General features: G+C 52.4%; 20 protein-coding genes. 9 read left to right on the forward strand and 11 right to left on the reverse strand.

Going from position 1 to position 23,338, the window contains the following annotated elements:
- Positions 1-122 precede the first annotated feature (122 nt).
- The 7 genes from Pla100_RS24755 to Pla100_RS32500 form a co-directional block, all read right to left on the reverse strand.
- Positions 123-569 (reverse strand): transposase, encoded by a 447-nt coding sequence (locus tag Pla100_RS24755; protein WP_146581196.1) that lies wholly within the window; start codon positions 567-569, stop codon positions 123-125.
- Positions 570-1,010: 441 nt separating this feature from the next.
- Positions 1,011-2,213, reverse strand: coding sequence for a DUF1559 domain-containing protein (locus Pla100_RS24765; RefSeq protein WP_146581376.1), 1,203 nt, complete (start codon positions 2,211-2,213; stop codon positions 1,011-1,013).
- 137 nt (positions 2,214-2,350) lie between these two features.
- Entirely contained in the window at positions 2,351-2,518 is a 168-nt protein-coding gene (locus Pla100_RS31155; RefSeq protein WP_197168206.1) for a hypothetical protein, read from the reverse strand.
- Positions 2,519-2,615: 97 nt separating this feature from the next.
- Entirely contained in the window at positions 2,616-3,830 is a 1,215-nt protein-coding gene (locus Pla100_RS24770) for a DUF1559 domain-containing protein (RefSeq protein ID WP_146581201.1), read from the reverse strand.
- An 850-nt stretch (positions 3,831-4,680) separates the two neighbouring features.
- A complete protein-coding gene (locus Pla100_RS31160; protein ID WP_231603549.1) occupies positions 4,681-5,205 on the reverse strand; it encodes an integrase core domain-containing protein in 525 nt (174 codons plus the stop codon).
- Positions 5,206-5,709 carry a hypothetical protein gene (locus Pla100_RS31165; RefSeq protein ID WP_231603551.1) on the reverse strand — a complete coding sequence of 168 codons (504 nt, stop codon included), beginning with the start codon at positions 5,707-5,709 and terminating at the stop codon, positions 5,206-5,208.
- Entirely contained in the window at positions 5,618-5,968 is a 351-nt protein-coding gene (locus Pla100_RS32500; protein ID WP_146581203.1) for a transposase, read from the reverse strand. The genes Pla100_RS31165 and Pla100_RS32500 overlap by 92 nt, the downstream gene beginning before the upstream one ends.
- Positions 5,969-6,359: 391 nt before the next feature.
- Between Pla100_RS32500 and Pla100_RS24785 the strand changes: the two genes are divergently transcribed.
- On the forward strand, positions 6,360-7,679 hold the full coding sequence (locus tag Pla100_RS24785) for a hypothetical protein (protein ID WP_146581205.1): 1,320 nt from the start codon (positions 6,360-6,362) through the stop codon (positions 7,677-7,679).
- Between the two features lie 289 nt (positions 7,680-7,968).
- On the opposite strand, the gene Pla100_RS24790 is transcribed toward Pla100_RS24785, so the two are convergent.
- Both Pla100_RS24790 and Pla100_RS24795 read right to left on the reverse strand, forming a co-directional pair.
- Entirely contained in the window at positions 7,969-9,264 is a 1,296-nt protein-coding gene (locus Pla100_RS24790; protein ID WP_146581207.1) for a serine hydrolase domain-containing protein, read from the reverse strand.
- 512 nt (positions 9,265-9,776) lie between these two features.
- The gene (locus Pla100_RS24795) at positions 9,777-10,235 is read right to left on the reverse strand and encodes an AAA family ATPase (RefSeq protein ID WP_146581209.1); all 459 of its coding nucleotides are present in this window, start codon (positions 10,233-10,235) and stop codon (positions 9,777-9,779) included.
- Positions 10,236-12,679: 2,444 nt separating this feature from the next.
- Between Pla100_RS24795 and Pla100_RS24805 the strand changes: the two genes are divergently transcribed.
- The 5 genes from Pla100_RS24805 to Pla100_RS24825 all read left to right on the forward strand — a co-directional run bounded on the left by Pla100_RS24805 (position 12,680) and on the right by Pla100_RS24825 (position 15,710).
- Positions 12,680-13,108 (forward strand): SMI1/KNR4 family protein, encoded by a 429-nt coding sequence (locus Pla100_RS24805; protein WP_146581212.1) that lies wholly within the window; start codon positions 12,680-12,682, stop codon positions 13,106-13,108.
- On the forward strand, positions 13,084-14,061 hold the full coding sequence (locus Pla100_RS24810) for a hypothetical protein (protein ID WP_146581214.1): 978 nt from the start codon (positions 13,084-13,086) through the stop codon (positions 14,059-14,061). Before Pla100_RS24805 ends, Pla100_RS24810 begins: the two co-directional genes overlap by 25 nt.
- A complete protein-coding gene (locus Pla100_RS32505; RefSeq protein ID WP_146581378.1) occupies positions 14,062-14,208 on the forward strand; it encodes a hypothetical protein in 147 nt (48 codons plus the stop codon).
- Complete coding sequence (locus Pla100_RS24820) at positions 14,205-14,741, forward strand: hypothetical protein (RefSeq protein WP_146581215.1); 537 nt, start codon at positions 14,205-14,207, stop codon at positions 14,739-14,741. The genes Pla100_RS32505 and Pla100_RS24820 overlap by 4 nt, the downstream gene beginning before the upstream one ends.
- A 627-nt stretch (positions 14,742-15,368) precedes the next feature.
- Positions 15,369-15,710: a hypothetical protein gene (locus Pla100_RS24825; RefSeq protein ID WP_146581217.1), complete on the forward strand. Its 342-nt coding sequence runs from the start codon at positions 15,369-15,371 to the stop codon at positions 15,708-15,710.
- 177 nt (positions 15,711-15,887) lie between these two features.
- On the opposite strand, the gene Pla100_RS24830 is transcribed toward Pla100_RS24825, so the two are convergent.
- Together Pla100_RS24830 and Pla100_RS24835 are read right to left on the reverse strand one after the other, a co-directional pair.
- Entirely contained in the window at positions 15,888-16,436 is a 549-nt protein-coding gene (locus tag Pla100_RS24830) for a hypothetical protein (RefSeq protein ID WP_146581224.1), read from the reverse strand.
- Between the two features lie 1,084 nt (positions 16,437-17,520).
- A complete protein-coding gene (locus Pla100_RS24835) occupies positions 17,521-18,768 on the reverse strand; it encodes a YkgJ family cysteine cluster protein (protein ID WP_146581225.1) in 1,248 nt (415 codons plus the stop codon).
- A gap of 539 nt (positions 18,769-19,307) precedes the next feature.
- On the opposite strand from Pla100_RS24835, the gene Pla100_RS24840 reads away from it, so the two are divergent.
- The 3 genes from Pla100_RS24840 to Pla100_RS24845 all read left to right on the forward strand — a co-directional run bounded on the left by Pla100_RS24840 (position 19,308) and on the right by Pla100_RS24845 (position 23,239).
- Positions 19,308-21,701 carry a serine/threonine-protein kinase gene (locus Pla100_RS24840; protein WP_231603554.1) on the forward strand — a complete coding sequence of 798 codons (2,394 nt, stop codon included), beginning with the start codon at positions 19,308-19,310 and terminating at the stop codon, positions 21,699-21,701.
- 92 nt (positions 21,702-21,793) lie between these two features.
- The gene (locus Pla100_RS31175) at positions 21,794-21,937 is read left to right on the forward strand and encodes a hypothetical protein (protein ID WP_197168212.1); all 144 of its coding nucleotides are present in this window, start codon (positions 21,794-21,796) and stop codon (positions 21,935-21,937) included.
- 162 nt (positions 21,938-22,099) lie between these two features.
- Complete coding sequence (locus Pla100_RS24845) at positions 22,100-23,239, forward strand: DUF4339 domain-containing protein (protein WP_146581229.1); 1,140 nt, start codon at positions 22,100-22,102, stop codon at positions 23,237-23,239.
- Positions 23,240-23,338 lie beyond the last annotated feature (99 nt).

Here is a 23,338-nt window from a genome sequence, read left to right on the forward strand (position 1 = left end):
CAGCTTGCCACGTTTACCGGTGGCTACCTTGGCAAAGGTTTCGCGTTCTTCGTCTGTCAGCTTGATACGATAGAGCTTGCGGTTTGACATTCGACCGTCCGTGGTCTCGGGGGAAGAGGGGCTTAAAGACCTTTTTCTACCCGAAAACCAAGCTGCGACGGAATACTAGGGGTGAACTTGAATCGAGCCAGTCGGACTGCCGACTCACCGTCGTTCACGCCGACAGTTCCCGCGTGGCCGAAGCCAAGCGACTCGCAAAAACCAAACGCCCCCAGCCCGGTTGCTATACCTCCAACCATAAAGTGCTCTGTCCCTGAGATTGCTCCTGAGACCCAGCCCAGCAGTTTTCCCATCCGACCGTCCTCGCGAGGCCGAACGACTAAATGCCAATGTGTTGGCATCAGACAATAGGCAAGCAAATCGACCGGATACTTCTCAAGCCCTTGCTGTAAGGTTCGTAGAAACGCGAGATAGTCCTCTGGTTTATGGAAGAGTTCTCGGCGGTCATTTCCTCGGTTCAACGCATGATAAATCTTGCCCGCTTCATCCGCGCGTTTAGTGCGTGGCATGTTGAGATTCGATGAGTGTATTGAATTGGTTTGTTCAGACGTCCCGCAATAGAGTAGCAGGAAACTCAGTCAAAAACACCCCCTTCCCCTTTTCTGGCCCCGCGTTCTCCTGGATATTCGAAAGTCGCGTTGCCTATGCTGACGTCCAGTGTCGAACAAAGATGCCCGCCCACTCAACTACTCGGGAGGATCTCCAGCGAACTCGCTCGCCGATGCTTCGTTAATCCTCTTTTCGTTGGCTTGGTATTCCTCGATCGCTGATGGGGAAAGACCATCGGTGACTTTTCCAGCCTGCGGTCCACCGCATCCAGTTAGCGAAAAGATGCAAACCAGAAACAAGTTTAGTAAAATTAGATTTTTCAATGGAAGTCCCTTCAGGATCTATCAGGAGAAAAACGCCACTGGAACATGCGCTCCAGTGGCGAGCATGGAATATCAATCTTAGATCTCTTCGTCGATGACTTCTTCGCTAGAACGAGTGCCCAGAGCACCCCAAAGTCCGTAAGGACTGGGTGAGCCAGCGGACTGAGTGCCGGATCCACCTGAATGAACCATCCCGCCCGTTGAGCTCCCTGCTTCAATGGAGTCGGTGATGAATTTCACGGCACCGTCACCCATCAGCACGTGCGTGCCACCTTGGTGCTGACTCGATGTCGCGATGATCGCATTCAAGTCATCTCCATTGGCTCGAGTGCAAACCTCACTATTAGGCGGCAAAATCGTAGCCATGCCAGAGAAAATAGTTTTCGCATCCGCCCAGCGATATCCTCGCGCGCGTGTCTCTCGGGTTGGCGAGATCGTCACCCAAAAACGAGGACGATCGGCGGCAATTCCCGGTGCACAAAGCTTAGGATTGTCGCGAATGGCAGCCATGGTCGCATTGTTGTTCCCTGCGGTGAAGTTAGGAATGGCCCCACGAATATCTTGATCTTCGAGATAGGTTATGATCTCGCCCATCGCGATGGTGTTCGCCAATCCATCTTTACAATCTGCAAAGTTCCCCTCGTCAAACGGCTTAAAGAATCCTCGGTGCGCCCTCAAGGCTGTCGTTCCCCTGGTTCTCCCCATACCGATTATTCGGTTGTTAGGCCAAGGACCATAAGCGGTCTCATCAACTGAATCACCAATACATGCCGCGTAATTAGTTCGCCCCAACGACGGAAGACCATTGCCCGGATCACTAGGACAGCGATACGAGGGAATATTCGAGGTCCAGGGACCGTAGAGAATCTTGTCCGGGGTCGGTCCCATGGCAGGCCACGGTGGTACCGCAGGAGTATCGTCCGAATTCAGACTATTCGGATTCGAAATCTGTTCCCAAAGCGCTTGCTGCTCAATGAACGGCAAAATGCCAACTAGCATACTCAGACGAAAGTTGTTGACGGTGTCTGAGTCAGTCCACCACGCTAGATTTGTTGGCGAAAGAGTTCCTCCGCCATGCTGAGGCGTTTTATTGTATGCCGAATGGTAGTTGTGGATCCCCAAGCCAATCTGCTTAAAGTTGTTGCTGCAGCTCATTCGACGGGCTGCTTCGCGAGCCGCCTGAACGGCTGGTAGGAGCAAGCCCACCAACACGCCAATGATCGCAATCACGACGAGAAGCTCCACCAAGGTGAAGCCTCCCCTTTTCCCTGAAGTTTTCATCATAAAACCTATTCGTTTAAAAAAGTAAACCAAATTTTGATTGGAGCATAAAGCTGCGCCCCAACTACGTCATTCAGTGGCCAGCTACAAGCATTGGGCACCACGACCACATTCGCTACCCAGTATCCTCACTGCGATCAGGAAGCGTCCATCGTTTCCTGTTCCATTCTTTCATTCTCTTCTTCCAAAGCTTGAAACTCCGCCTCTGTCATGCCTTCGGTTACGACGCTCGGCTCACCCGAACCGCAGCCAATCAACAATGGGCATGCAGACAACATCACTAACGTTATCAGTAAAGTTCTCATCAGTATCCTCTAAAAGAGCGGTATGAAAGTATCTTGAACCAAAGCAACAAACGATGCAGGGCGTTCAACGCCCTGCGATGCCAATCGTTTGACAAACCTATATTTCTTCTTCGATCGTTTCCTTGGATGCGCTCGTCCCAAGAGCACCCCACAGCCCATAAGGGCTGCGACTACCCGGCGAGCGAATGCCCGTACCATCTCGATAAACATTTCCGGTCGTGGAGTCGCCTGCCTCAATCGAATCAGTCACAAACTTGACAGCACCATCACCCATCAAGACGTGGCAGCCACCTTGATGAAAACTGGACATCGTTGCCTGGGTTACCAAGTCATCAAAATTTGACCGTCCGCAGAGCTCTTCGTTTGGTGGCAGGATTGTGTGGCAAGCACTAAACATGGTCGAGGCGTCTGCCCAACGGTAACCTCGGGAACGGGTATCGCGGTCCGGAGTGGCAGACCAAAACCGGGGTCGAGCGGGATCGATATTCCCCCGACAACCCTGAGGGTTATCACGGAGATTTGTCAAAGAGACATCGTTGTTCCCGGCGTTACCCCGAACGCTTCCTCGAATGTCCTTGTTCTGCGCGTACGTGATGAATTCACCCATCGCGATCGTGTTTGACAATCCATCCAAGCAATCACGGAACGCAATGTCCGGATTAAACATTTTGAAGAAACCACGATGAGACGCGCGGTTGTGCTGAGCCACACTGCTCAACGTAGCAACGGGAGTGCCGGCGCCTGTATCAAATTCGGTAGCGTGTGCGTACATCGAACAGCCCCAAGTTGCGTCACCCAAACACGCGCCATAATTAGTTCGACCGAGTGAAGGATTCCCTTTGCCCGTATCGCTAGGGCAACGTATTGTGGGAATGTTTGTTGCCCACGGTTCGTAGTTACCACGATCGGGAGTTGGTCCCATCGCATTCCAAGTTCCACCGACCGTGCTGGGGTTGGAGATCGTTTCCCAGATGGCCTGCTGCTCAATAAAGGGCGTCAGCGGGACCAGCATACTAAGTTCGTAATTATTGTGCCCGTTCACGCTTTGCCAGCGATTGACCGCGTTACGCGGAGTTGTCGAGGTATCTCCAGCCGTGCCAGTACCATGTGTCGGTAACTGCTTGAATGCCGAATGGTAGTTGTGGATACCCAAACCGATCTGCTTGAAGTTGTTACTGCAGCTCATCCGCCGGGCTGCTTCGCGTGCTGCTTGAACAGCTGGAAGTAGCAGTCCCACCAAAACACCAATGATGGCGATCACTACAAGCAGCTCCACCAGCGTGAAGCCGCGGCTTACTTTCGAAATTTTCATTAAAAACACCTTGAGAAGAGGAGAAAACGACAAAAATCCGAACGCTCAAACACGAACGAAATATGGAGTTGGAGCAGATAACCGAAGTCCGTTTAAGCCCCGTTTGGAACATCGATTTAACTTGTTAACCATCATCGAACCTACAGTTCGCACCAGCAGACTAAGGATTGGAGTGAAATAAAACCTACAAAAGAAGGCGATCGCCCCAGTTATTCGTGAACACGTTGCCTATTGCAAGCTCGAGACCGCCACTGAAGAGCCTCGCGGAGAGAGGACTGAATTGAGTGATGAACGGGCAATTCAGGTTCGGATCAACCTAATAATATGGTATGGCATCACGGGTTCAATGGCATTTTGCGACAGAAAGGTATCGATTTGCGACACTTAGTTCTGTTAACAACACCATAAGACTGCATTGGGAGCCGTACTCCACCCCTGACCACCAAGACAATGCCTGGTCCGACTATTTCCTTGACAACTAAAACTGGAGTTCAGTCCTCTATTCTTCTACACAGCGATAAATCCACTAATCTCGCGTTATACCGGCCGTACTGTATTGGTTCAGCGTGAACTGGAGTGGACGGTGATCGAAGTTATTCAAGGTAGGTAAATTCTGGAGCGGAACATCCGATCCAGGGTGGCCGGCGTCGTGCCGGTGAAGATCCGGCATCCTGCCGGAAGGTTTTGCGCTTTCGAGTGCATCCCGAAGGGAAAGGCGGCGGTCATTGACTAACAACGACCACCGGCCCTTCGGTCTACACACCTGGCTCGGCGCTCGGGTTGCTCCTCAGCAGGGCCCTGTCCTCCCGGCAGCTTCGCTTAGTTTAATTGTCTGCTGGAACATGTTCAATCAAGCAGCTTGTTGCTGACGCCGCAAGCGACGCGATTCGCGAGCTGCTTCGAGTTTCTGATCTCGAGCGGCGAAGACATCGCGCTCCTTGCCCATTAACTTGGCTTGTGGCGTCACGTAGCCAATGGCGCTGTGAAGCCGAACTTCGTTGTAATAGTTGACGTAATCGCCCACGATGCGGCGAGCATCTTCGACTGTTTCAATGTGTTTCTCACGAATGCAATCACCCTTGATCGTGCGGTGATAACGCTCGATCTTGCCGTTGCTTTGCGGGTAGTAAGGCGATGTTTTGACATGCGTCATGCCGGCGATCCGAATGAACTCTTTGAAGTCACGCGAAATGAACTGCGGCCCATTGTCGGTGATGATCCGAGGCTTTGCGTTGGGAAACTTTTCCCGCGCCCGCTGAAGGATTACTTCGATATCGACCTCTTCCATCTTCTCGCGAATTTCCCAGTGAATGATGCTGCGAGAGCATCCATCGAGTACGCTGCACATGAAGTAAACTGTGCCGCCAATGTTCAATTAACTGACGTCCATGTGCCAGTGATCGTGGGGCTTGGAGGGCTGGCCGAAGCCGGTGCCCTTCTTTGATTTCTTGCCGCTGAATCGATCCATCACGCCGGCTTCTCGCAGAACACGATAGACGCTCAACGGACTGACGGCCACGACATCCGCATCGAGCATCATGAATGTCAGCCGCCTGTAGCCTTCCAAGGGATTGGCGTGGTGGAAGTCAAGAATCGCTTGCTTCTCCCAGTCTTCCATCCAGAAGTCACGAGGGATCGAGCCATTGTGTTCGTTGACTTTTCCGTAACGTTTTTTCCAGTCAAAATACTTGCTCTGAGAAATCCCGATCCACTTCACAATCTGCTTGGCAGGCGTCTCAGCCCGTTCGGACCAGTAGTTGGTGTAATCGACGATGGAGTCTCGCGTGTCATGGGCCAGTAACCATTGGAATTGGCATGCTCCAGTTAGGGCTCCCCAAGTTCTTTTTTTGCTGAACGTGCTCCTGGAGAAGTTCGGCAACGACTTCGTTTTTGAGCTGGATCTTGGCTTGGAGTGCCTCGATCTTCTTGTTTTTTGCATTATCAGGTTTGGATTTTCGCCCGGGCCGAGCGAACGCAGCATCCGCGTTTTCAAAGAGTTGCTTTTGCCACTGGTAAACCTGTGTCGGCTGCAGCCCCAGTTCGTCACAAAGGTCAGAGACGGGAACCTTGTCGACCAAATACCGCTTCACAACAGCGGCTTTTTCTTGAGCAGTGAATGTTCGTCGAGATCGTGTCATCGAAATGTCCTCCTTCGAAAAGCAGAATAACTCGATCAAATACAATCTCCAGATTCAGCTGAGGCAAAACAGTTCAACCAGCGAAGCGGAGCGTTCCATCGTGAGTATCCAAAGCGAGCCGATTCGCCTGGCAGCTGCAAATCAACCATCCAATCACGAACCTTTGCTCAGCTCCGCAGATTGCCCAGTGTGGCGTAATCGCCCTGGCGTCGCACCGCCCCCTGATTCGCCCGGCCGTCTTTTCGTACACTACGAACCGCCGCTATTACCGCGGACGAATCGATTCTTCTTCAGTCTCGATGCGTTTTAGCAAATGAAGTTCCCCACCCACGCTCCAAAAATAGTTTTTGGAACCGACACGCTTCTTCAGATTCATTGAGGTTCATTACCTATGGTGTCAATTCTCGCGGAAAAACTGCATGAGTACCCCCAACAAGATGTGATCGACGGAACCGGCGGAGGCGCGGATTCGATTCTCGATGAATGCCTAAACGCGAACGACGGAGTGTTGCAGCTACAGCACCGCTACGCCGGCCGGACGTTTTGTTCGCCGGGTAAACGCCTTCGTCTTGATGCCAAGTCGTACTACCCGGACTACATGAACGGGACAGGCCTCGATGAACTTTGGATGGGCTGCACAGTGCCCATTGTGACGGGGGTCATCGATACACGCACGAATAAGGCTCCGTTTCGTGAAGGTGAATCTCACGTCCTCACTCCGAGCGGGCAATTCATCTCGTTGCAGGATTTGATCGCTGCCAATCCAGAAGCCGTCATGGGTGAGAAGGTAACGGCGTTTGCGAAATCACTTTTTGGAACGCCGACTTGGCCCATCGTTTCCAAGAAGTTTGACAATCTAAACCCAATCCCGCATCACCTTCACTGGTCAAAGTGGGAAGTGTACGACATCAATTCTTACGACAATCCGGGAGTCAGTCCATCGCATTACCATACCACGGCAATGGGACTATACCCGTTTGTGACCAAGGATGAGTTTCTTGCTTGCATGAAGCGATGGGGAGAGGGCGAGTACAACGGTGTTCGACATTTGTCGCCGCATGTGATGATGCAAATTGATAATGGCTTCGTAATGCCAAACGGCGTGCTGCATTCGCCAACGGACCTTTGCACGCACGAACTGCATGTCACGATGGATGAGCACTTCCTGGCCGAAGATCTCACGCTGGACGGACGTATCGGAGCCGCGGATGCGTTTTACGCATGCAGGGAAGAGGACTATCCGAAGGATCGTCACGAAGACTGGGAGTACCTGGTCGCGAAGTTCGACTTCGAAGCCAACCGGGATCCCGATTTTGTCCAGAAGAATCGGCGTCCGGCAATCACTGCCGAAGAATTTGCAGGTGACGGTGTCGATGCCAAGTGGATTGTTTACGATGATTTTCTCGGCGATCAGAAAGCCTCGATACTACGGCTTACAGTGGAGCCTGGTGGCAAGACTCATTTGTGTCCGGAGAGTCCCACGCTGTTTCATACCAATGGCGGAAGCGGACGCGTTGGAAAACTCAAAGTGCGATATCACCAAAACATGATTCTCGGCGAGATCTATCCCGAGATCGGGTTCATCACGCAGGCCGCGCTTGCCAACGGTGGCGTTGAAATCGAGAACACAGGGTTGGAACCACTTGTGTTGACCTTCGATTTCCCGCAGAACGCACATTCCAAGACGCCCGGTGCTGGGGTCTCGAACTAGTCGCGCGATCTCGGTAACTGGAGAACGGCCTACTGCACTTCGTTGTTTTACAACAAGCATGTCGGACCAGTACGAGAAGCATACGGCGGGGGAAGCTCAAGACTTTGCTCATTCGCATTTGGATGGTTGGCTGCTCGACCGTGCGTCGTACGGTATCTTCCGTTGCCAACGAGCCCACCGCGCCGAAAATAGCAAAACCACTGGGGAAACCGCTGGTTTTCCCAGTGTTTTGCGAGGTTATGCGTCTCCTGCCGAGGGAGCGACGCCGACGAAACGTCGCTTCAATCAATCACTCCCGACGAATCGATTCGTAGACCAATGGTTTGATTTTAAACTCGGTGTGCCATTGATAAGGCATGACCTGTTCCAACGTGACGACGATCAAGTTGTCGTCGGGTGACACCCAGTAGTGAGTGCTCGCGGCGCCTCCCCAACCATACTCATTGGGAACGCCTGAGGGATTCCAATCACCGATAGAGGGCCTCACGTTAAACCCGAATCCATAACCTACGCCCATCCGTACTTCATCACCAAAGGTAACCCACCCAGACTCGGGTGCCATCTGGTTGGTCGTCATCAGTGATACCGTTTCGGGCCGCAGCAATTGGACGTCGCCCAGTTGCCCGCCGCCGATAATCATCAACAAAAATCTCATGTAGTCGCTTGACGTCGAGACGAGTCCACCTCCGCCGCTGAGCATCCGTGGCGGTTCCAGATAGTTGCGTTGTTTCGGATCGTCGTTCACCTTCAGGCTTCCATCTTTTTGTCGCTTGTAGGTTTGCGCAAAACGATCAGCTTTACTCGCTGGCACGAAGAACCCGGTATCGACCATGCCGAGCGGAACGAATATTCGTTGAGCGAAAAACTGATCCAAGGTCATTCCCGAGACGATCTCGACTACACGGCCGAGAACATCGGTTGAAATTCCGTAATGCCAGTCAATGCCCGGTTCAAACAGCAATGGAACACTGCCTAGCTTGGATTGCATTTGGGCCAACGTCTGATCATGACTCATTAAGTCCGCCTTCTCGAAAGCTTGGTCATGCAACTCATTGCCGGAACGTCCGTAGCTCAATCCTGATGTGTGCCGCAACAAATCCGCGATCAAGATCGGTTTGCTCGCGGGTCGTAACTTGTCGCCGTTGACAACCATCGGAGATTCAAGTTCCGGAATAAACTTCGAGACCGGATCACTTGGTGACAATTTACCCTCGTCGCATAGCATCATCGCGGCCGCGCTAGTGATGGCTTTGGTCATCGAAAAGATTCGCACAATCGTATCGGTCTTCATCTCGACGGAATTCTCCCGATCCGCGTGTCCGTACGCCTCGTGCAAAACGATCTTGGCGTCTCGAGCGATCATCACGATGCCGCCGACAATCGCGTTTTCCTCAATGGATTCTCGCATCGCTTTATGAATCAACGCCAGTTTCCCGTTCGACATGCCAACTTGCTCCGGGTCTGATTTGGAAAGTCTGAAGGCGGCGTTCGGTTGGTCAGCCCACAATCGCGGGGCCACCGCAATATTCAAAACGATGACGGATAGAACTGTCAGAGCAATGTTGGATCGCAAGAGTAGATTCATCCATTCAAAGTGTTTTTGAGGCTTCTGAAAATTTAATGCCAATCAGCGACGCATCATGGTCGATGAGCAAGCACAACAAACCTAGGATTTTCGCATTTATGGGCTCGCGTGGGAGATCTCGGGATCGCCATCCCAATTCGATTGTCATCTCGTGATGAATCAAACGAATTGATCGCTGCGACGACATCGGATTGATGGTCTTGAATCTCAAGCAGTTTTCCGCACGGCTTGTCTGCGGCAAGGTGTTTTAGCACTGGATAGCCGCCGAGAATAGCCAAGTCATGATGGTCAGTCACAATGCTGCGCCGGTTGACGCATTGAAGGCCGACGAATTCGGTGTTTCTATTCCTTTGGAGAAAAGTTCAGGGCAGACAGTTTTGCAATGTGCTGATTTAGTCAGCCAGTACGGTTGGAAGTGGCCGAATCGTTGCGTGCCTTCCCTGCTCAACGTCTCTGTCAAAAAGAAGGACGTGGTTGCGAATTGCGTTCAGATTCTGCGATTGCCTCCGTCTTCATTGCCCGCGCAAGGTCGATGCTTGCGATGTCATCGTGCTCGCGAATGAATCCGAACTGTCTTGCATCCATTTTATTATGCTGCTGATGACAAGCTTTTTCAGACAGGCGAACGAGAAACCCTCGCAAGCGATCGGTGCTGCCTCCTTGCCAGTCCAGTTGGTTTCGCTCGCCAGTTGTTGCTGCCAGTTCTTGAGGTAGACCATTCGCTCGTGGAGATCCGGCAAGTGGGAGTGATACTCGCGATCGAAACGGCTGGGGCGATCAACGATAGCCGCGTCGATGCGATCGGGGTGGTTTGTTGTGGCTAGAACAATCAATCCGTGGTTTTGTTCAAAACCATCAAGCTGATTCAAAAAGAATGACCGGCTCTCGTCGATGACGAGCGAGTCCAAGTCTTCCAAGACGAGCACGCAAGGTCGAAGCCCTCGGGCTCGTTCGAAAACCTGCTGCCACACTTGTTCGGGCGTGGCATGCTGATTGCTAAGACTCTACACATACAAGCTCGACACCAAAAGTTCCTTCACCAACGCACGAACAAATTTTTTCTTTCCGTTTCTGGGTGGGCCGATCAGCAAAGCACCGCGCCGCCAAGAGATCCCAAGACGCTTGTACCGATCCTCGGATTGCAAGAAAGACTTGAAGTCATCTCGTATGGTCGTTTTCAAACTGTCTGCAAGAACCACGTCGTCAACGACGCGGATTGGGTGTCAGTGTAAAGCGGCTCGCTTCGTTTCCATCGTCCACCTGAGAACACGAGGCTCGAGGCGAAAGAGCCGAAGCATTTTCAGCCAAGGTGTCGATAAACAGATCTTTATGCCTATTTCAGAGCCACTGGGGTACAGGGGGCAACGGGAATCGCTCGCAGGTGTAACACGCGGGAAAGACACTTGTTGAGTATGACCGGTTCGCGTTGAAAACCGCCGTGTGCCGTAGGGAATTGGAGCACATTGCTGATCCGTGTTGTTGGGTTGTCATCGGATCGCCCAAAACTCGGTTGTCCAAGAAGGCGGTTGCCTGGCTGGCCGATTTTGTGTGGATTGTCGTGGGCAGTGTGAGTACGGCAGTCAGCGTTCAACGCCGGTTGGCATGGGCGGTATCATCGCAATCCGATGACTGCTGCTGAGATCGTGCAAGGCATGGCGGTTGGTTGTACTTGGGCAACATCAGCCTGATCGTCTTTTCGTTGGCTGGTGCGTTGCCGAATGATTGTCGGGCTGGAACAATGCACCATTTCAGCATGTCCATCAATTGAGCCGCCGATGCGAATTGTTTCTCTTTTGCCCAGTGCCACCGAAATTGTTTGCTCGCTAGGGCTGCGTGAGCAGTTAGTTGGTGTGACCCATGAATGCGATTTTCCAGCTGGGGTGGAATCGCTGCCGAAGGTCACGCGGACCCTAATTCCACACGATGCGAGCAGCGCCGAAATCGACTCGTTGGTGCGGGAACGACTGAAGACGGAAAGGGCGTTGTATTCCCTCGACCTCAAAATGTTGCGTAAGCTTGAACCAGACCTAATTGTGACTCATGCCTTGTGCGACGTTTGCGCTGTTGCCGAGCGAGAGGTGAACGAGGCGGCGTGCTCGCTTCCGGGATCGCCACGTGTAATCAACCTAGACCTGAATCAAGCGAGCGCTTGATTGGTTTTCCGAAAAATCTGCCGTTTCCTGACCGCGCGAACGTCACCCTTTCAGCGTAGGCTGGCGATGAATTTTCGTTATGTTGGTGGGCATGGTGCTGAGAAGCAACCAAATGGGTCAGGCCTCTTTAATTGATTTACTGCAATAAAGAGGCCTGACCCATTTGGTTCTTGTCAATAAAGAGGCCTGACCCATTTGGTTCTTGTTTGACCCATTTGGTTCTTGTTGGCACCGGTTCCGAAGCATTCCCTGCCGGTACTATTATTCCTCCGACTCCGGTACGCGTTGTGCGACCGGCACATTTGGACCGCCTTTTAGGTATGAGAGCATCGTGATAAACGTCAAAGAAGTACGCAAACAATTTAAGGATTTAGTACTACTCGGGCTGAAACACGAAGGATATCGATACGAAGCAAAACGTGAAGCCATTAAACGAACTGCAACGAAGTCTACCTCCAAAACAGAATGGCGTTGTCACTTTCGTACGTTGACGGGTTCGCCGATTCGTATCGAACCGTCGTTTTCGATTCGACTACCGTCAGTTGAGGCAGTTTTCCATGAAGGGATGAATACACCTCCCGCTTACAGGGACATGACAAGCATCCTGTGGGCAAACGTATCAGAATTCCTTCCTAAAGAGAATCAGAAGATCATATTTTCTGTCGAGACAACGTCCCAGGTTGAGGAGTGCGTTCGCAGCTATCTAGACTGGTATCGGCAATTTGTTAGTCCGTATTTCGAAACGCACTCAAATACCATTGCGATAGATTCGGTTCTCAACTCCGATCCTCGGAATCCATGCAGGTTCCAGCCTTCGGTAATACATCGATGCGGATTCGGTGCAATTACTGCGTTCGCTTGTCGTGCGTACGATGATGCTGAGGCGATCGCGGCAGTCTACAGCGATACAATGAAATTGGTTGACAGAGGCTTTCATGTTGACTTCTTCGCGAAAGTGGTATCGTTGGCTCGAAAGAAACGGGATGAAGGAGCATTCGAAGAAGGCAAATAGATTTTAAATACTACAATCATCATGAAGAATGAACGTCAGCTCTTGGATGCTGTGACGAGCACGTTAACCCCATTGGGATTTCGACATGCTGAGCGGGACTTTGTCGGGACGCGCGAAAGAGGGAAGTCCGTTTTCCATCTGTCGGCCATAGGGATAGATTTATTTCCCAGGAGATGGCTCTGGAGACGGAAACGGGACGGGGATTGGTCATAACCTGAACCTGTGGATATCGTAGGATAAGCTTTACATTATGGAATTTCTACGTGCTGAAAGAGGCGTAACGGAATCAGAAATCGATGAAATTGAGATGGAGTTGGCTTTGTCTTTCCCAGAGTCTCTCCGTGAGTTGTATAAAAACCATAACGGTTCTGAGCCGGAGCCGTATGTTTACGAGAATCCTGAACTCCAGATAAGCACGGTAGTTTCGCGCATTCTGCCATTGATTTCGGAGAAAGGTGCTGGTACCGCGATAACTAGCTACAACATCTTGATTCGAGATCGGAGACTAGCTCCTCAGCATTTTTTTCCCTTCGCGGTTGACAGTGGCGGCGATTACTTCTTGATGAATACCCAAACGGGAAACGTTTTCTTTCTTCGATCGGATAATTTTCCGGAAGTTGAAGTTGTATCGCTCGGTTTGACGCTTGATTCTTTTTGGCAGGCACTAACAGACGAGTAGGCGTTCCGGGTAGAGTTCGAGCCTGCGGAACAACCCTGCCCGACTGGTGGCGAACGGGAGGCACTCCACCGGCATACGCCCCATCATCCGACGGCGAATGGCTCGATCGCCTCGTCGAAACACCACCAACAACCACGACGATCCCGATCGAGCAGATCCGATTGGGTCAGCGAGTCATCGGTGAAAACCCTGAATCCTTTGACGTCGATCCCGACTTCACCGATCCCGTCCAAGAATTTACCCGACGCATCGTAGCCACCGTCCTCAAAGAAGACGGCACTGCGGTCGACGTCGAAATGCTGCAACCGGTCAGCTTCGTCGATGCCCTCGGTTTGGTTCGCGGTTCCGAACTGCCGCTTCACCTAGCTGAACTGGACGTCAAAGGCATCGCGACGGTGACGGAAGTCACCGATTGCCCGACGATCCAGCAGGGCGAAGGCCAAGTCGTCACGGCCCGGTTCATCACCCGCCACGCCGAGAACCGCGTCCGAGTCACGCTGTCAAACGGCACCGAATTCATCGCCACCGACGTCCACCCCGTCTGGACACCCGAGAATCGTCAATGGACGCCAGCAGGTGAACAGACCGAAGGCACGTTAGTCGACACACTCGAAGAAGAAGTCACGGTTCAGAGCGTCAAGCCGCTAAGCGATGCCGCCGCCGTTTACAACATCGAAGTCAACGGCCATCATGTGTATCGGGTGGCGGATGTCAGGGTGTTCCTGCATAACACGTGTTCGCCTGTCCCAGAGTCCTGCTTCAATTTGGACGATTCGGTAAACACGGAGAAGTTCCGTGGCCAACCGGGATCAAGTCTAAATACCTATGGCGAAGTTTGCCACAAACAGGCATTTTCGGAAGAGCTGCTGGGACGTAATCCTGAGATGTTTAGCACGCGGTACCGATATCGAATTGAAGAAATGGGGCTTTCGCCAGAGGTCGATCCTAAGTGAATTGCTCATAATCCCTCACATCGAAGCTTTAGCTGGAATACCCTTGACCATCATCACTTGAACCATGGCCCAATTGCCGTGCCATTACCGCAAACCGTCCACCAGAAATGGACATCTGCCTTGCATATAGGAGAAACTGCTTTATGAAATCGAAGGAGTTTGTAGAGTCTTTGAAACGTCTGATGCCTACAGTTTATGAACTTAAGAACTATGGACTTATGGCAGATGACATTAACGATATTCAGCGTTGCTTTGTTGCCGAACCGGTTCAAGTTGCAGATTCTCTAGAATTCAAATCACCGATTCATGAATTGTTAGCTTGTTATTCGTGTAGTAGTTTAGAGATCGCTGGAGTATCTTGGAAACGAAAAATCATTGCAATGGCGAACGGAGATTGCTTTGCGTCCATGGAATTAGATCCGATTGTAGTCGAGCACCAATCAGGAAGGATACTTTTACTCAATCATGCTACAATGGAATTTGATGCGGGAACTATGGTTTGCGCAAGCGGCTCGGAAGAATTTCTTGATGCAATGATTGAAGTTGCGACAATATATCGTCAAAAGGATAGGTGGCGTGGACGTATTGATGAAGCAACGGTTCGCTGCGTGGGGAAGGCATGTGCTTCAGCGAGCGAGCAATTCTTTTCGTCGCTCCTTTTTACGGCTTGCCGAATTTAGTCAATTAGGGAAAACACTCGTATGGAATGCCTAGCAACGTATCCGTAAGCGATTGATGTTTATTGCGTGGTTCGAAGGCGCATCCCACCCCGTTCGTGCGGTCTCTTCAGGTGAAAAGTTCAAAATGAGTGACTGGACATCACCAGGGCCACCGCTTCTCCGATTGCGAAACGTTGGAGGGTTGACGATGCGATCCTCATCTCACTCAAACGTCTTCCCGTTCGCGTGAATTCGGGTCATTAGCGGGCCAAACCACCCACCCCCCGACCGCAAACCGTCGGATCAACGCTCGGCGTTTTTGGACGACGCTACGACGATCCCGATCGAGCAGTTCCGATTGGCCCAGCAATTCAAGTGGATCCAATAGATCATCGGCGAACCGCAAGTTACGGCGGAAGAATTGGCAGCCCCCAGCAAGCTTACAGAGACGGGCAAAAAGCATTGATTGACGCGGGTAAGTTTGAGGAGGCGTTTGAAATGGATATTGCGGACACACAAAGCAAGTTGGGAAGCTAATACGATCAGGCTAAATTGTCGGCCATTGATGCGCTACCGAATCAGAATGACAGGCAATATATGACGTGGGATATAAAAAAGCGAAAAAGTATTGGTCCATTAGAACTGGGAATGAACCGCCGACAGGTGGTTGATGTTCTGGGTGGCAAGTTCGATACGTTTAAACGAGTTCCCGGTTCCACCGAGACGATCTACGCATACGACGATGAATTTGTGCACCTTACATTCGGTGAGGATGGACTACTGAAGATCATCTCTATATTTCGCCCTCGATGTGTGTCGTATTGCGGGACTCAATTACTGGGACGAGCGATTCTGGATGTTTTGAGCGACCTGACTGAGAACGCGATTGAGACGCAGAAGGAAGACGGAGGATACTGGATCGAACAGGCTGGGATTTTGCTTGTCGAGATCAAGGGACTAGTAGACGGAATCGAGCTTTACGCTGAATAGAAGCTAACACTGCTCGGTTCGCCAATGGCCAGCGATAGTCGTTCTCTTGATCAATACGGATTCGGAAAAGGAATTCCGAATCCCTTTCTGAAGAGCCACGTGGAGTACTTGCGGCCGGACCCATTTTTTGGGGGAGGCACTCACTTTCAGGAGGTGGGAGCGGCTCGCGCCTGTTCCTTAGGGAGATCCCCCTTTCAACGAGGGCTCAGCCTGGTCCTCCAGGATCAACGCTATTGCATGAACGGTTCGTTCCGCTCCGCCAATCGGAGAATGCAATCGGTGGAGTGGTTTTGTTCCTTCAGGTCTCCGCAAAAGGCGTATTACGTCAGCGGTTGAGGCCGATGTGATTTTATATCGGCGACCGTACGCAATCATTGTGACCGAGTTCTCTTCTTTGACCAACTTGCCGGTAAAGGGTTTGACCGGCCGACGATCCTGGTTCCAAATTGAATCTCGCTCGTTTGTCTCAAGAAAGATCGCGGGTTGGTCAAGAATGTACGAGAACGCGGCCTGAGATTCGCCCACATGTTTTCTAAAGTCCGGCAGATTCGCGGTCGCTTCAAGCTGCTCCAACGGAACGCACGTGATGACCAGAAGTGGATCATACATGGTTGCGGTCTTGAGATCCAAATCATTCAGCCAATAAGCAGTCAGTGGCTCGCGTTGCGACTGCCCAAGGGCGAACGCGGGAAACATCAACATCGTAAGAATAGTTTTGAGTCTCACCTTGTGATTTCCTTGAATGGGCGAACGGTGCCGATTGCCCGGTCGACGCGACAACTCTTTCATTGTCATAACGCTGGTCCCGGCGAAGCGTATGCATCGGTTAGTCATCTTTAGTTGTGCTACCTGAGTGTGACAAGTTGCGGTACCGAACGAACGAGGAAACCGTCAATCTCCATCTCGAACCACAAAACAGCAGTCTCAGTACGACGGTCTCCTTTTTGCGATTCAAAAGGTGAATAATCCGGCCTGGGATGAGCCCGCCATCCCCAACCCCATGGGCGTTCTGCGAAATTCTCGACTCGATCCGTGTGACGGCCCGGCGGTTGGCGTGACGGAGCGTCCTTACATCCAGGCGAAATCAATGTGTCTTTCGCGCTCACACGCAATAGTTCATAAGTTTTCCCGGGAGCGATCGTGACTGTTTTTTGTATACGGGGCTCGATTGTTCCAGCGCCCATCATTCCATCATTCTCCATGTGACGGAATAGATGAAGAGGGATTCGGGTCCCCATTGAACCGGAAGCACATAATCGAATGCGAGTGAAGTTCGGATAGGTCTCGGGAACCACGATAGCCGCCGACGTTCCGTTCACAATCGTGATTGAAAGATCAAGGTTTTCTAAGCGATCCCTATCGTCTTCAGGATGCTGAACACCTTTTTGACGGACAAGTTCGATTCGAACGTCCAAACCGTCAGCACCGCCCGGGGCGAACAGTTGGGCTAGGGCAGTACCGGAGGCCAGACAGGCACTCGCACAAATCAGGATCAGGAGTCGAAAAAGCATAAGGATCTCACATGGGATCTTGGATTCGTTTAAGAGCCTATCCGAAAAGGGGGCTGACCTTTGGAGGCGAGTCAATTTTCGTTGCTTTTCTGGTTTCGCCGGAGAGGGTCAGACTCCTTTTCGGATAGGCTCTAAGCGTGGAGTCCCGGTCAAGCTTGAGGTTATAGAACGGGGGGATCGTTACGTCAATTTCTGCGTGGATCACTAACCGATCGGGTGTCATCGATTTGGTTAATGTCTTGAGACGTAAGCCAATTCCGTGCACCGAGGACCGCCGCCGCTGCGTGGCATCCCATTGGTTATCTCGCGTACCACACGACCAGTCGCTCTAGCTCGCCGTTGAGACTGAGCATTGACAATCTCCAACGCTGCAGGGGGCCGCTGAGCGGTTGATATCCTTGACTGCGATCCAGCGCGACGACGATGTTCAACATGTCATCGACGGTCGGCTCGCGACCGCATGATGACCAGCGGAGCATCCACATGCCGATAGGAAACAATAACGCCAACCCGCGGATACTATCGCTGACCGACCATCCAGCTCGATTGGCGATCGCATAGAGAAACGATTCTGAAGAAGTTTCAATCAAACGATTGAGCGGGATATAAATTTCAGGCCGCTTTAAACCGATCGGGTTCTCGAGTTCTTCGAACCTAGCGGCGGGGAATACGTTGTCAAATCTGGGCAGTTGCCCCGTCCCTCGACAACATCTCCATGAAGTTTGAACCAATTCGGCGCGAGCGCTCCAGGTCGCCGTTTGCCGATAAAGCGGATGCAACCGAGCACACGAGAGAGCCGCGAGCCGAAACATTACTTTTGAAATCGTAGTGGGTGACTTGCGTTCCTCGAAAAACGGTCGCGATTCTTCTGGCATCCATTCGGCAAGGGTGTGGGCGAGTTCGACAACCTTATCGTTTGAAAGCGAGCGTGTTTTCGCAGCTTCCATGTTGTGGGAAAATTGCAGGGCATGAACCAGTCGCCGGACCGGCGGATATCGCTCGTCTCGAAGCACTTCACCCACGATCTCAAGAACGGCGCGAATCGTTTTCCAGTCGCGTGACTCGCCGGACTTAAGCGCGGGCGGGTTGATCGGCTCGGCCTTTAGCCAGCCATCTTTCACCAACCGCTTGATCAGAGGCAAGTTCTGTTTCGCGTCTGTGCCGCGATCCGCAGCAGCGGACGGACAAGCACGACGATAAGTAAGCACCGCGTGTTTCTCGTGCGGGATCAGTTGCATCGGGAACACTCGGCATGTCGTTGGTTTGGCTTCGAGGCCGAACTTCGCATGGATGCGGCATCGTCCGTCCTCGTTCAAAAAGACGCATGTGCCGTCATCACGATGTGCCAAACGGAACGAACTTGCTGCGCGGCGATGCGGAACCATGAACCGCAACTTTTGGTAATCAGGTTCGTCCTGCCAATTCTGGCTCCGCAGCCGTTCCTCGTCTTCCTTGCTCAGCGGGACAATGCTCCCGCGACAACAGAATCCGCACTGGTGGCAGTCCCATTGTTCGTCGTTCTTTAGCGTGACAATCGGTAGCGACATATTTATCCGTAGCGCTGAGAAATATGGAGCTTCGCCGAAATTTCACAAAAAACGGTCGTCGAAACCGGTCACAATATAGGGTTTTGCATCCAGCCGTCAGGAGGTCTGACCGGTGGATTGTCACCAATTTCAATTAGTCGCCGTCGGTGCAAGTCAAATGCCCATCCTGCGAAACGGTTTGCAAACCCAAAATCCGTAAACCGGGTGGGTTTCGCCTCCGTTGTCCCCAATGTCAGGAGCTAATTCGTCTTGAAATCTCCGTGAGCGTGGCTGTCGTGTCGCGTGATGGAGTTCGTTTGTCGAAGACCACCGATCGTGGCAAAGTCGCTTGGAAGTCCAAGTCGCCAGCCCGACCAGTTTCCAGTCGCCTGCCGGTCAATCAAGCTGCGCTATCGGTCGTTCAACCCAATCCGGCTATGAACGGAAAGGAGTCTGGAGTTTGTGAAACAATGGACTCTCGTGAAGTTGACCATCGCTCAAATGACTCGGGCCAGCCAGGTATCAACAGTATGCCGATACCGCCCGCCGAGCGAGGAAGCGTGAATGAAACCCTCGACGGTTTCTCGGGTGAGGAGGTGGGTGAATGGGATTCACTGAATGATTCGATCGACGAGAGTAACGGAAGGAACCCCGATCAACCGCCCAAAGATATCATGCTAGGCGGATACCGGATGATTCGCGAATTAGGTCGCGGTGCCATGGGACGCGTTTTTGTCGCGGAACAGATTTCGTTGCAGCGACAGGTTGCGGTCAAGACGATTCAATCGAGCATGATGCACAACCCGCGTTCCATGGCGAGATTCACCCGCGAAGCGTACGCCGCGGCGCAACTGAATCATCCCAACGTGGTCCAGATTTTTGACATGGGATGCGAAAAGTCACTTCATTTCTTCAGCATGGAGATGGTAGACGGTGGCACCTTAAGCGCTGAGATCAAACGAGATGGCAAAATCGCGCCGGACGTCGCCTTGCGATACATCTTGCAAGCGGCGCGCGGCCTCCGGCACGCGCATGACGCCGGCATGGTGCATCGTGATATCAAACCGGACAACCTGCTCTTGAGCAAACAAGGGCTCGTTAAAGTGGCCGACTTAGGACTGGTTAAGGTCACTGATGGCGATTCCGAAGACGAGAACGCGGGTGGTGACAACCACCATCGCGCCGATGATGTCCATTTGACATCGGCCGGCGCGGCGATGGGAACCCCGATGTACATGGCTCCTGAACAGGCGGATTCGGCGTCCGAGGTGGATCATCGTGCTGATATCTACTCACTCGGATGCACGCTGTACGCGATGGTCACGGGCAATCCACCGTTCACGGGTAGTACCGTTGAGGAAGTGATCACGAAACACAAGTGCGAGGCAATCAAACGCCCAGAATTGATCTTCCGGCATATCCCCGCCGAATTAGGCGAACTCACCGAACGGATGACGGCCAAGCGTGTTGAAGATCGATTTCAATCAATGCCTGAACTAATTCAAGCGATTGAAAACTTTCTCGGAATCGGAGATCAAGAGGGTTTTTCCCCAACGGACGAGCAGATCCAGGTGATCTACAGTTCAGCCGAATCGCTCAAGCAACTACCCTTGCGACGATGGCGTGGAGTGCTCGTTCGATTGTTTTTGTTGTCATGGGCAGTCCTACCGAGCGGGGCCATCTTACTGACGTTCATGGCACCGCAAGCGGGCATCGTACTGTTCGCCTTGTCGATCGCTTGGCTTGCTTCCACCTTTGCAACGAGTTTGCTGATTGGAACGGTGCGCGGAGACTCTGTGGTTTCAAGCAAGTTACGACAACTCGCCTGGGGAAGCCGGTGGCTTGATCGAATCACGTGGCTATTGAGCGCATTGATGCTCGTTGGGATTGTGATCATTTCGGGACAGGTCTTGGTTATGACGGTGGCCGGGATCTGCGGCGTTCTGGTTGCCGGGGTCACTTACGTTCGCGTCACCCGCCCATGGATAGGTCATCGCCATCGTATCCGAGACAAAGTGGAACCCACGATCGCTCGATTGCGACTGATGGGATACGACGAACCTGTCATCCGAGATTTTGTGGCCAAGTTCTCGGGCGACCAGTGGGAGGACCTCTATGAATTGCTGTTTGGGTATAACGCCAAGATTCAACAGCGTGAGCAACTTCACCGACAAGACCGTTTCAAGAAGATGCCCAAGTTCGAAGCCTGGCGGGACGTCATTGTTCGTTGGGTCGATGCGAGATTGGATAAGATTCAGCGGCAACGCAGTCAAAAACACTTGCGAGTCGTCGAAGAAGCTTCATTGGTCGCCGAAGGCGCAAGCGCGACTCAAGCCAGGGCGATGGCGACCGCCGTATCGGAGGCCATCGTCGCCACCGCAAGACCTAGTCAACGATCGCGAGAAGAAGATCCGCTCGCGGCAAGATTGCGTCGAAAGGCGATGTACGCTCGTGCTTGCAGTGATGCCAAGAAAATGACAGCGAGCGAACGCATCGAACGCTTGGTTCGTCGCGTCGTCGATCCGATTATTGGGGCTCGCACACGCTTTCTGGTTGCGGTGGCACTATGGGGTGCGATTGTCTTGCGTCTGCACCAAAACGGTTTTGGTTTGGAAGATGGCTTTTCCAATCTTGCCAACCTATCGCTTCAATATTCACTCGAGCCACTTCGCCTTCCGTTGTTGTCCGCAGAAATCGCACAGAAACTGGGTGCTTGGACCACGGGACTAGCCGGTGTGTGGCTTCTGCTGAGCTGTTTTTTCATTTCGCGTCGCAAGTCCGCCATCGTGACGCTGATCGGTGCAGGCATCTGCGTCCTTGGCCTTCCGATCGGCATCCCTGTTCTTTCGAGCATGGTAAGCACAGAGAGCGTTGGCGTGATTGTCGGCTTAGGCGGCAGCCTCATCGCATGTTACCTGTTGCGATGGATCCCTGTTCCGTTTCTGAAAGACTAGCTCGATGGAGGAGGAATCATCAGCAGGAAGTTATGGGTTATGCATCGAACGGGCCGCTCTGGGTTTGGTCACCGAGCAAGGAAATCTACGCAGTGGACACAGCGACTCAGCAGCCCATCACGCTACGGGTCGTGAAACGGACCGGCTTGGAACACCACGAAGACGACATCCGCATGTCACCGAACGGCAAAACGCTCACGACATGGCACGGCGGCATCGGGTCTACCGGTTTCTAAAGTGACAAGTGTCTGTTTCGTACCGAACAGTAATGGACTGGAATCCTTTGATATGTTTGAGAGGTTGGCAGAAAGCAATCGCAGACTTTTTTCGTGGTTTCGAGTAAACTGTTGCGGCAATTTCCATCCCCTTAAGCACTTTACTCAACCAAGACGACGCGAGTGAATTGGTACCTTCGAGATCCGACCCGCGAGGAAGGCCCTTTTTCCGAACCGGAAATCCGCGCTAGGTTACTCTCAGGGGCTTTTTCGTCATCGGCAACCGTCAGGCAAGGGAACAGCGCGTGGCGTCCGGCCGCTGAAGTGAAAGAACTATTTGCAAAAGTCTATCAGCACGGATACTACGTCCGAATAGGTGACAAGACAGTCGGTCCGTTCGTCCGTGAGAAGATTCTGCGTTTGCATGAACAGGGCAATTTGCCAGCCAAAGCGATGCTGCGTCTGGCTTCGTCGCCTGATTGGCGTTCCGCCTCGGACACTATCGAGATTCTAACCAAACAAGAAAAGCTCCGTAGTGAGCTATCGAAGCTGAGGCTATCCGCGAAACCAGTTGAACGTTCGACTGCAAGCGTAACGAGACCAAACGGCAATCAGGCGGCTCAACCGGACCGTCGTTCGACTGCGAGGCAGTCCGAGCGGGACGGTTCATCAGCACGCGTTAATCCAATCAATCAGCGTTCACCTCCAGCGAATCGTCCGACTGCTGAGGCGGCGACGAAACCAGCTCCTATCCTGCGACCGCCCCCGACTATTGACCCTCCCGCAAGGCCCTTCACGCCTTCGGTTCTCACACCTATCTGGACCGCTTCGTCGTTTCCTGCCAATCCGCAACCGTCGCCGTACAATCCGTACCAACGTTCTACCTATCAGAACGGGTTGACCAACCCGTCGGAACGTGGCAAGTCACGCCGCAGTGACAGCGGCACATGGACACTCTTCGCCGTCGTCATTGTCGCTACGCTGCTCTATCGCCTCGGAACGCTTTTTGCCATCGGGTTGGTTCCACCCGACCTGTTGATTTGGAGCCTATGGGTGCCGGTGGTTTGTTGGTGGTTACTCTCGTTCGGCGTCTTCATCTGGGGAGTATCGATTGCATTTGGAGAATCGGCGAGTTCAGGATTGATGTATTTGTTCGTTCCTGGTTTCGCGGTCTACTATCAATTCTCACGCTGGGAATCTTGCCGACAACAATCTCTTATTTCCGCAGCGAGTTGCCTTTCTTTTTTTATATTGATCCCATGTTTGGGAATCTTTGTCCTGCCCCTTGCGATTGTTTACATCGTTCTGTTCTGTACTCGCTAGAGCGTCCGCCGACGATGCGTTGTCCTCGCTATTGTTGATTGGCGAATGGTGGCATCCGGCGTTCTGGTATTTGGTCGTTATCGCGTATCGGCTGATTGA

It is taken from the genome of Neorhodopirellula pilleata (assembly GCF_007859915.1).
Taxonomy (GTDB): Bacteria; Planctomycetota; Planctomycetia; order Pirellulales; family Pirellulaceae; genus Rhodopirellula; species Rhodopirellula pilleata.

Excerpts from the sequence above, each read along its gene's own strand:
- Pla100_RS24755 (WP_146581196.1), bottom strand. The coding sequence starts at position 569 with ATGCCACGCACTAAACGCGCGGATGAAGCGGGCAAGATTTATCATGCG.
- Pla100_RS24765 (WP_146581376.1), bottom strand. The coding sequence starts at position 2,213 with ATGAAAACTTCAGGGAAAAGGGGAGGCTTCACCTTGGTGGAGCTTCTC.
- Pla100_RS31155 (WP_197168206.1), bottom strand. The coding sequence starts at position 2,518 with ATGAGAACTTTACTGATAACGTTAGTGATGTTGTCTGCATGCCCATTG.
- Pla100_RS24770 (WP_146581201.1), bottom strand. The coding sequence starts at position 3,830 with ATGAAAATTTCGAAAGTAAGCCGCGGCTTCACGCTGGTGGAGCTGCTT.
- Pla100_RS32500 (WP_146581203.1), bottom strand. The coding sequence starts at position 5,968 with ATGACACGATCTCGACGAACATTCACTGCTCAAGAAAAAGCCGCTGTT.
- Pla100_RS24785 (WP_146581205.1), top strand. The coding sequence starts at position 6,360 with ATGGTGTCAATTCTCGCGGAAAAACTGCATGAGTACCCCCAACAAGAT.
- Pla100_RS24790 (WP_146581207.1), bottom strand. The coding sequence starts at position 9,264 with ATGAATCTACTCTTGCGATCCAACATTGCTCTGACAGTTCTATCCGTC.
- Pla100_RS24805 (WP_146581212.1), top strand. The coding sequence starts at position 12,680 with ATGGAATTTCTACGTGCTGAAAGAGGCGTAACGGAATCAGAAATCGAT.
- Pla100_RS24820 (WP_146581215.1), top strand. The coding sequence starts at position 14,205 with ATGAAATCGAAGGAGTTTGTAGAGTCTTTGAAACGTCTGATGCCTACA.
- Pla100_RS24825 (WP_146581217.1), top strand. The coding sequence starts at position 15,369 with ATGAACCGCCGACAGGTGGTTGATGTTCTGGGTGGCAAGTTCGATACG.
- Pla100_RS24835 (WP_146581225.1), bottom strand. The coding sequence starts at position 18,768 with ATGTCGCTACCGATTGTCACGCTAAAGAACGACGAACAATGGGACTGC.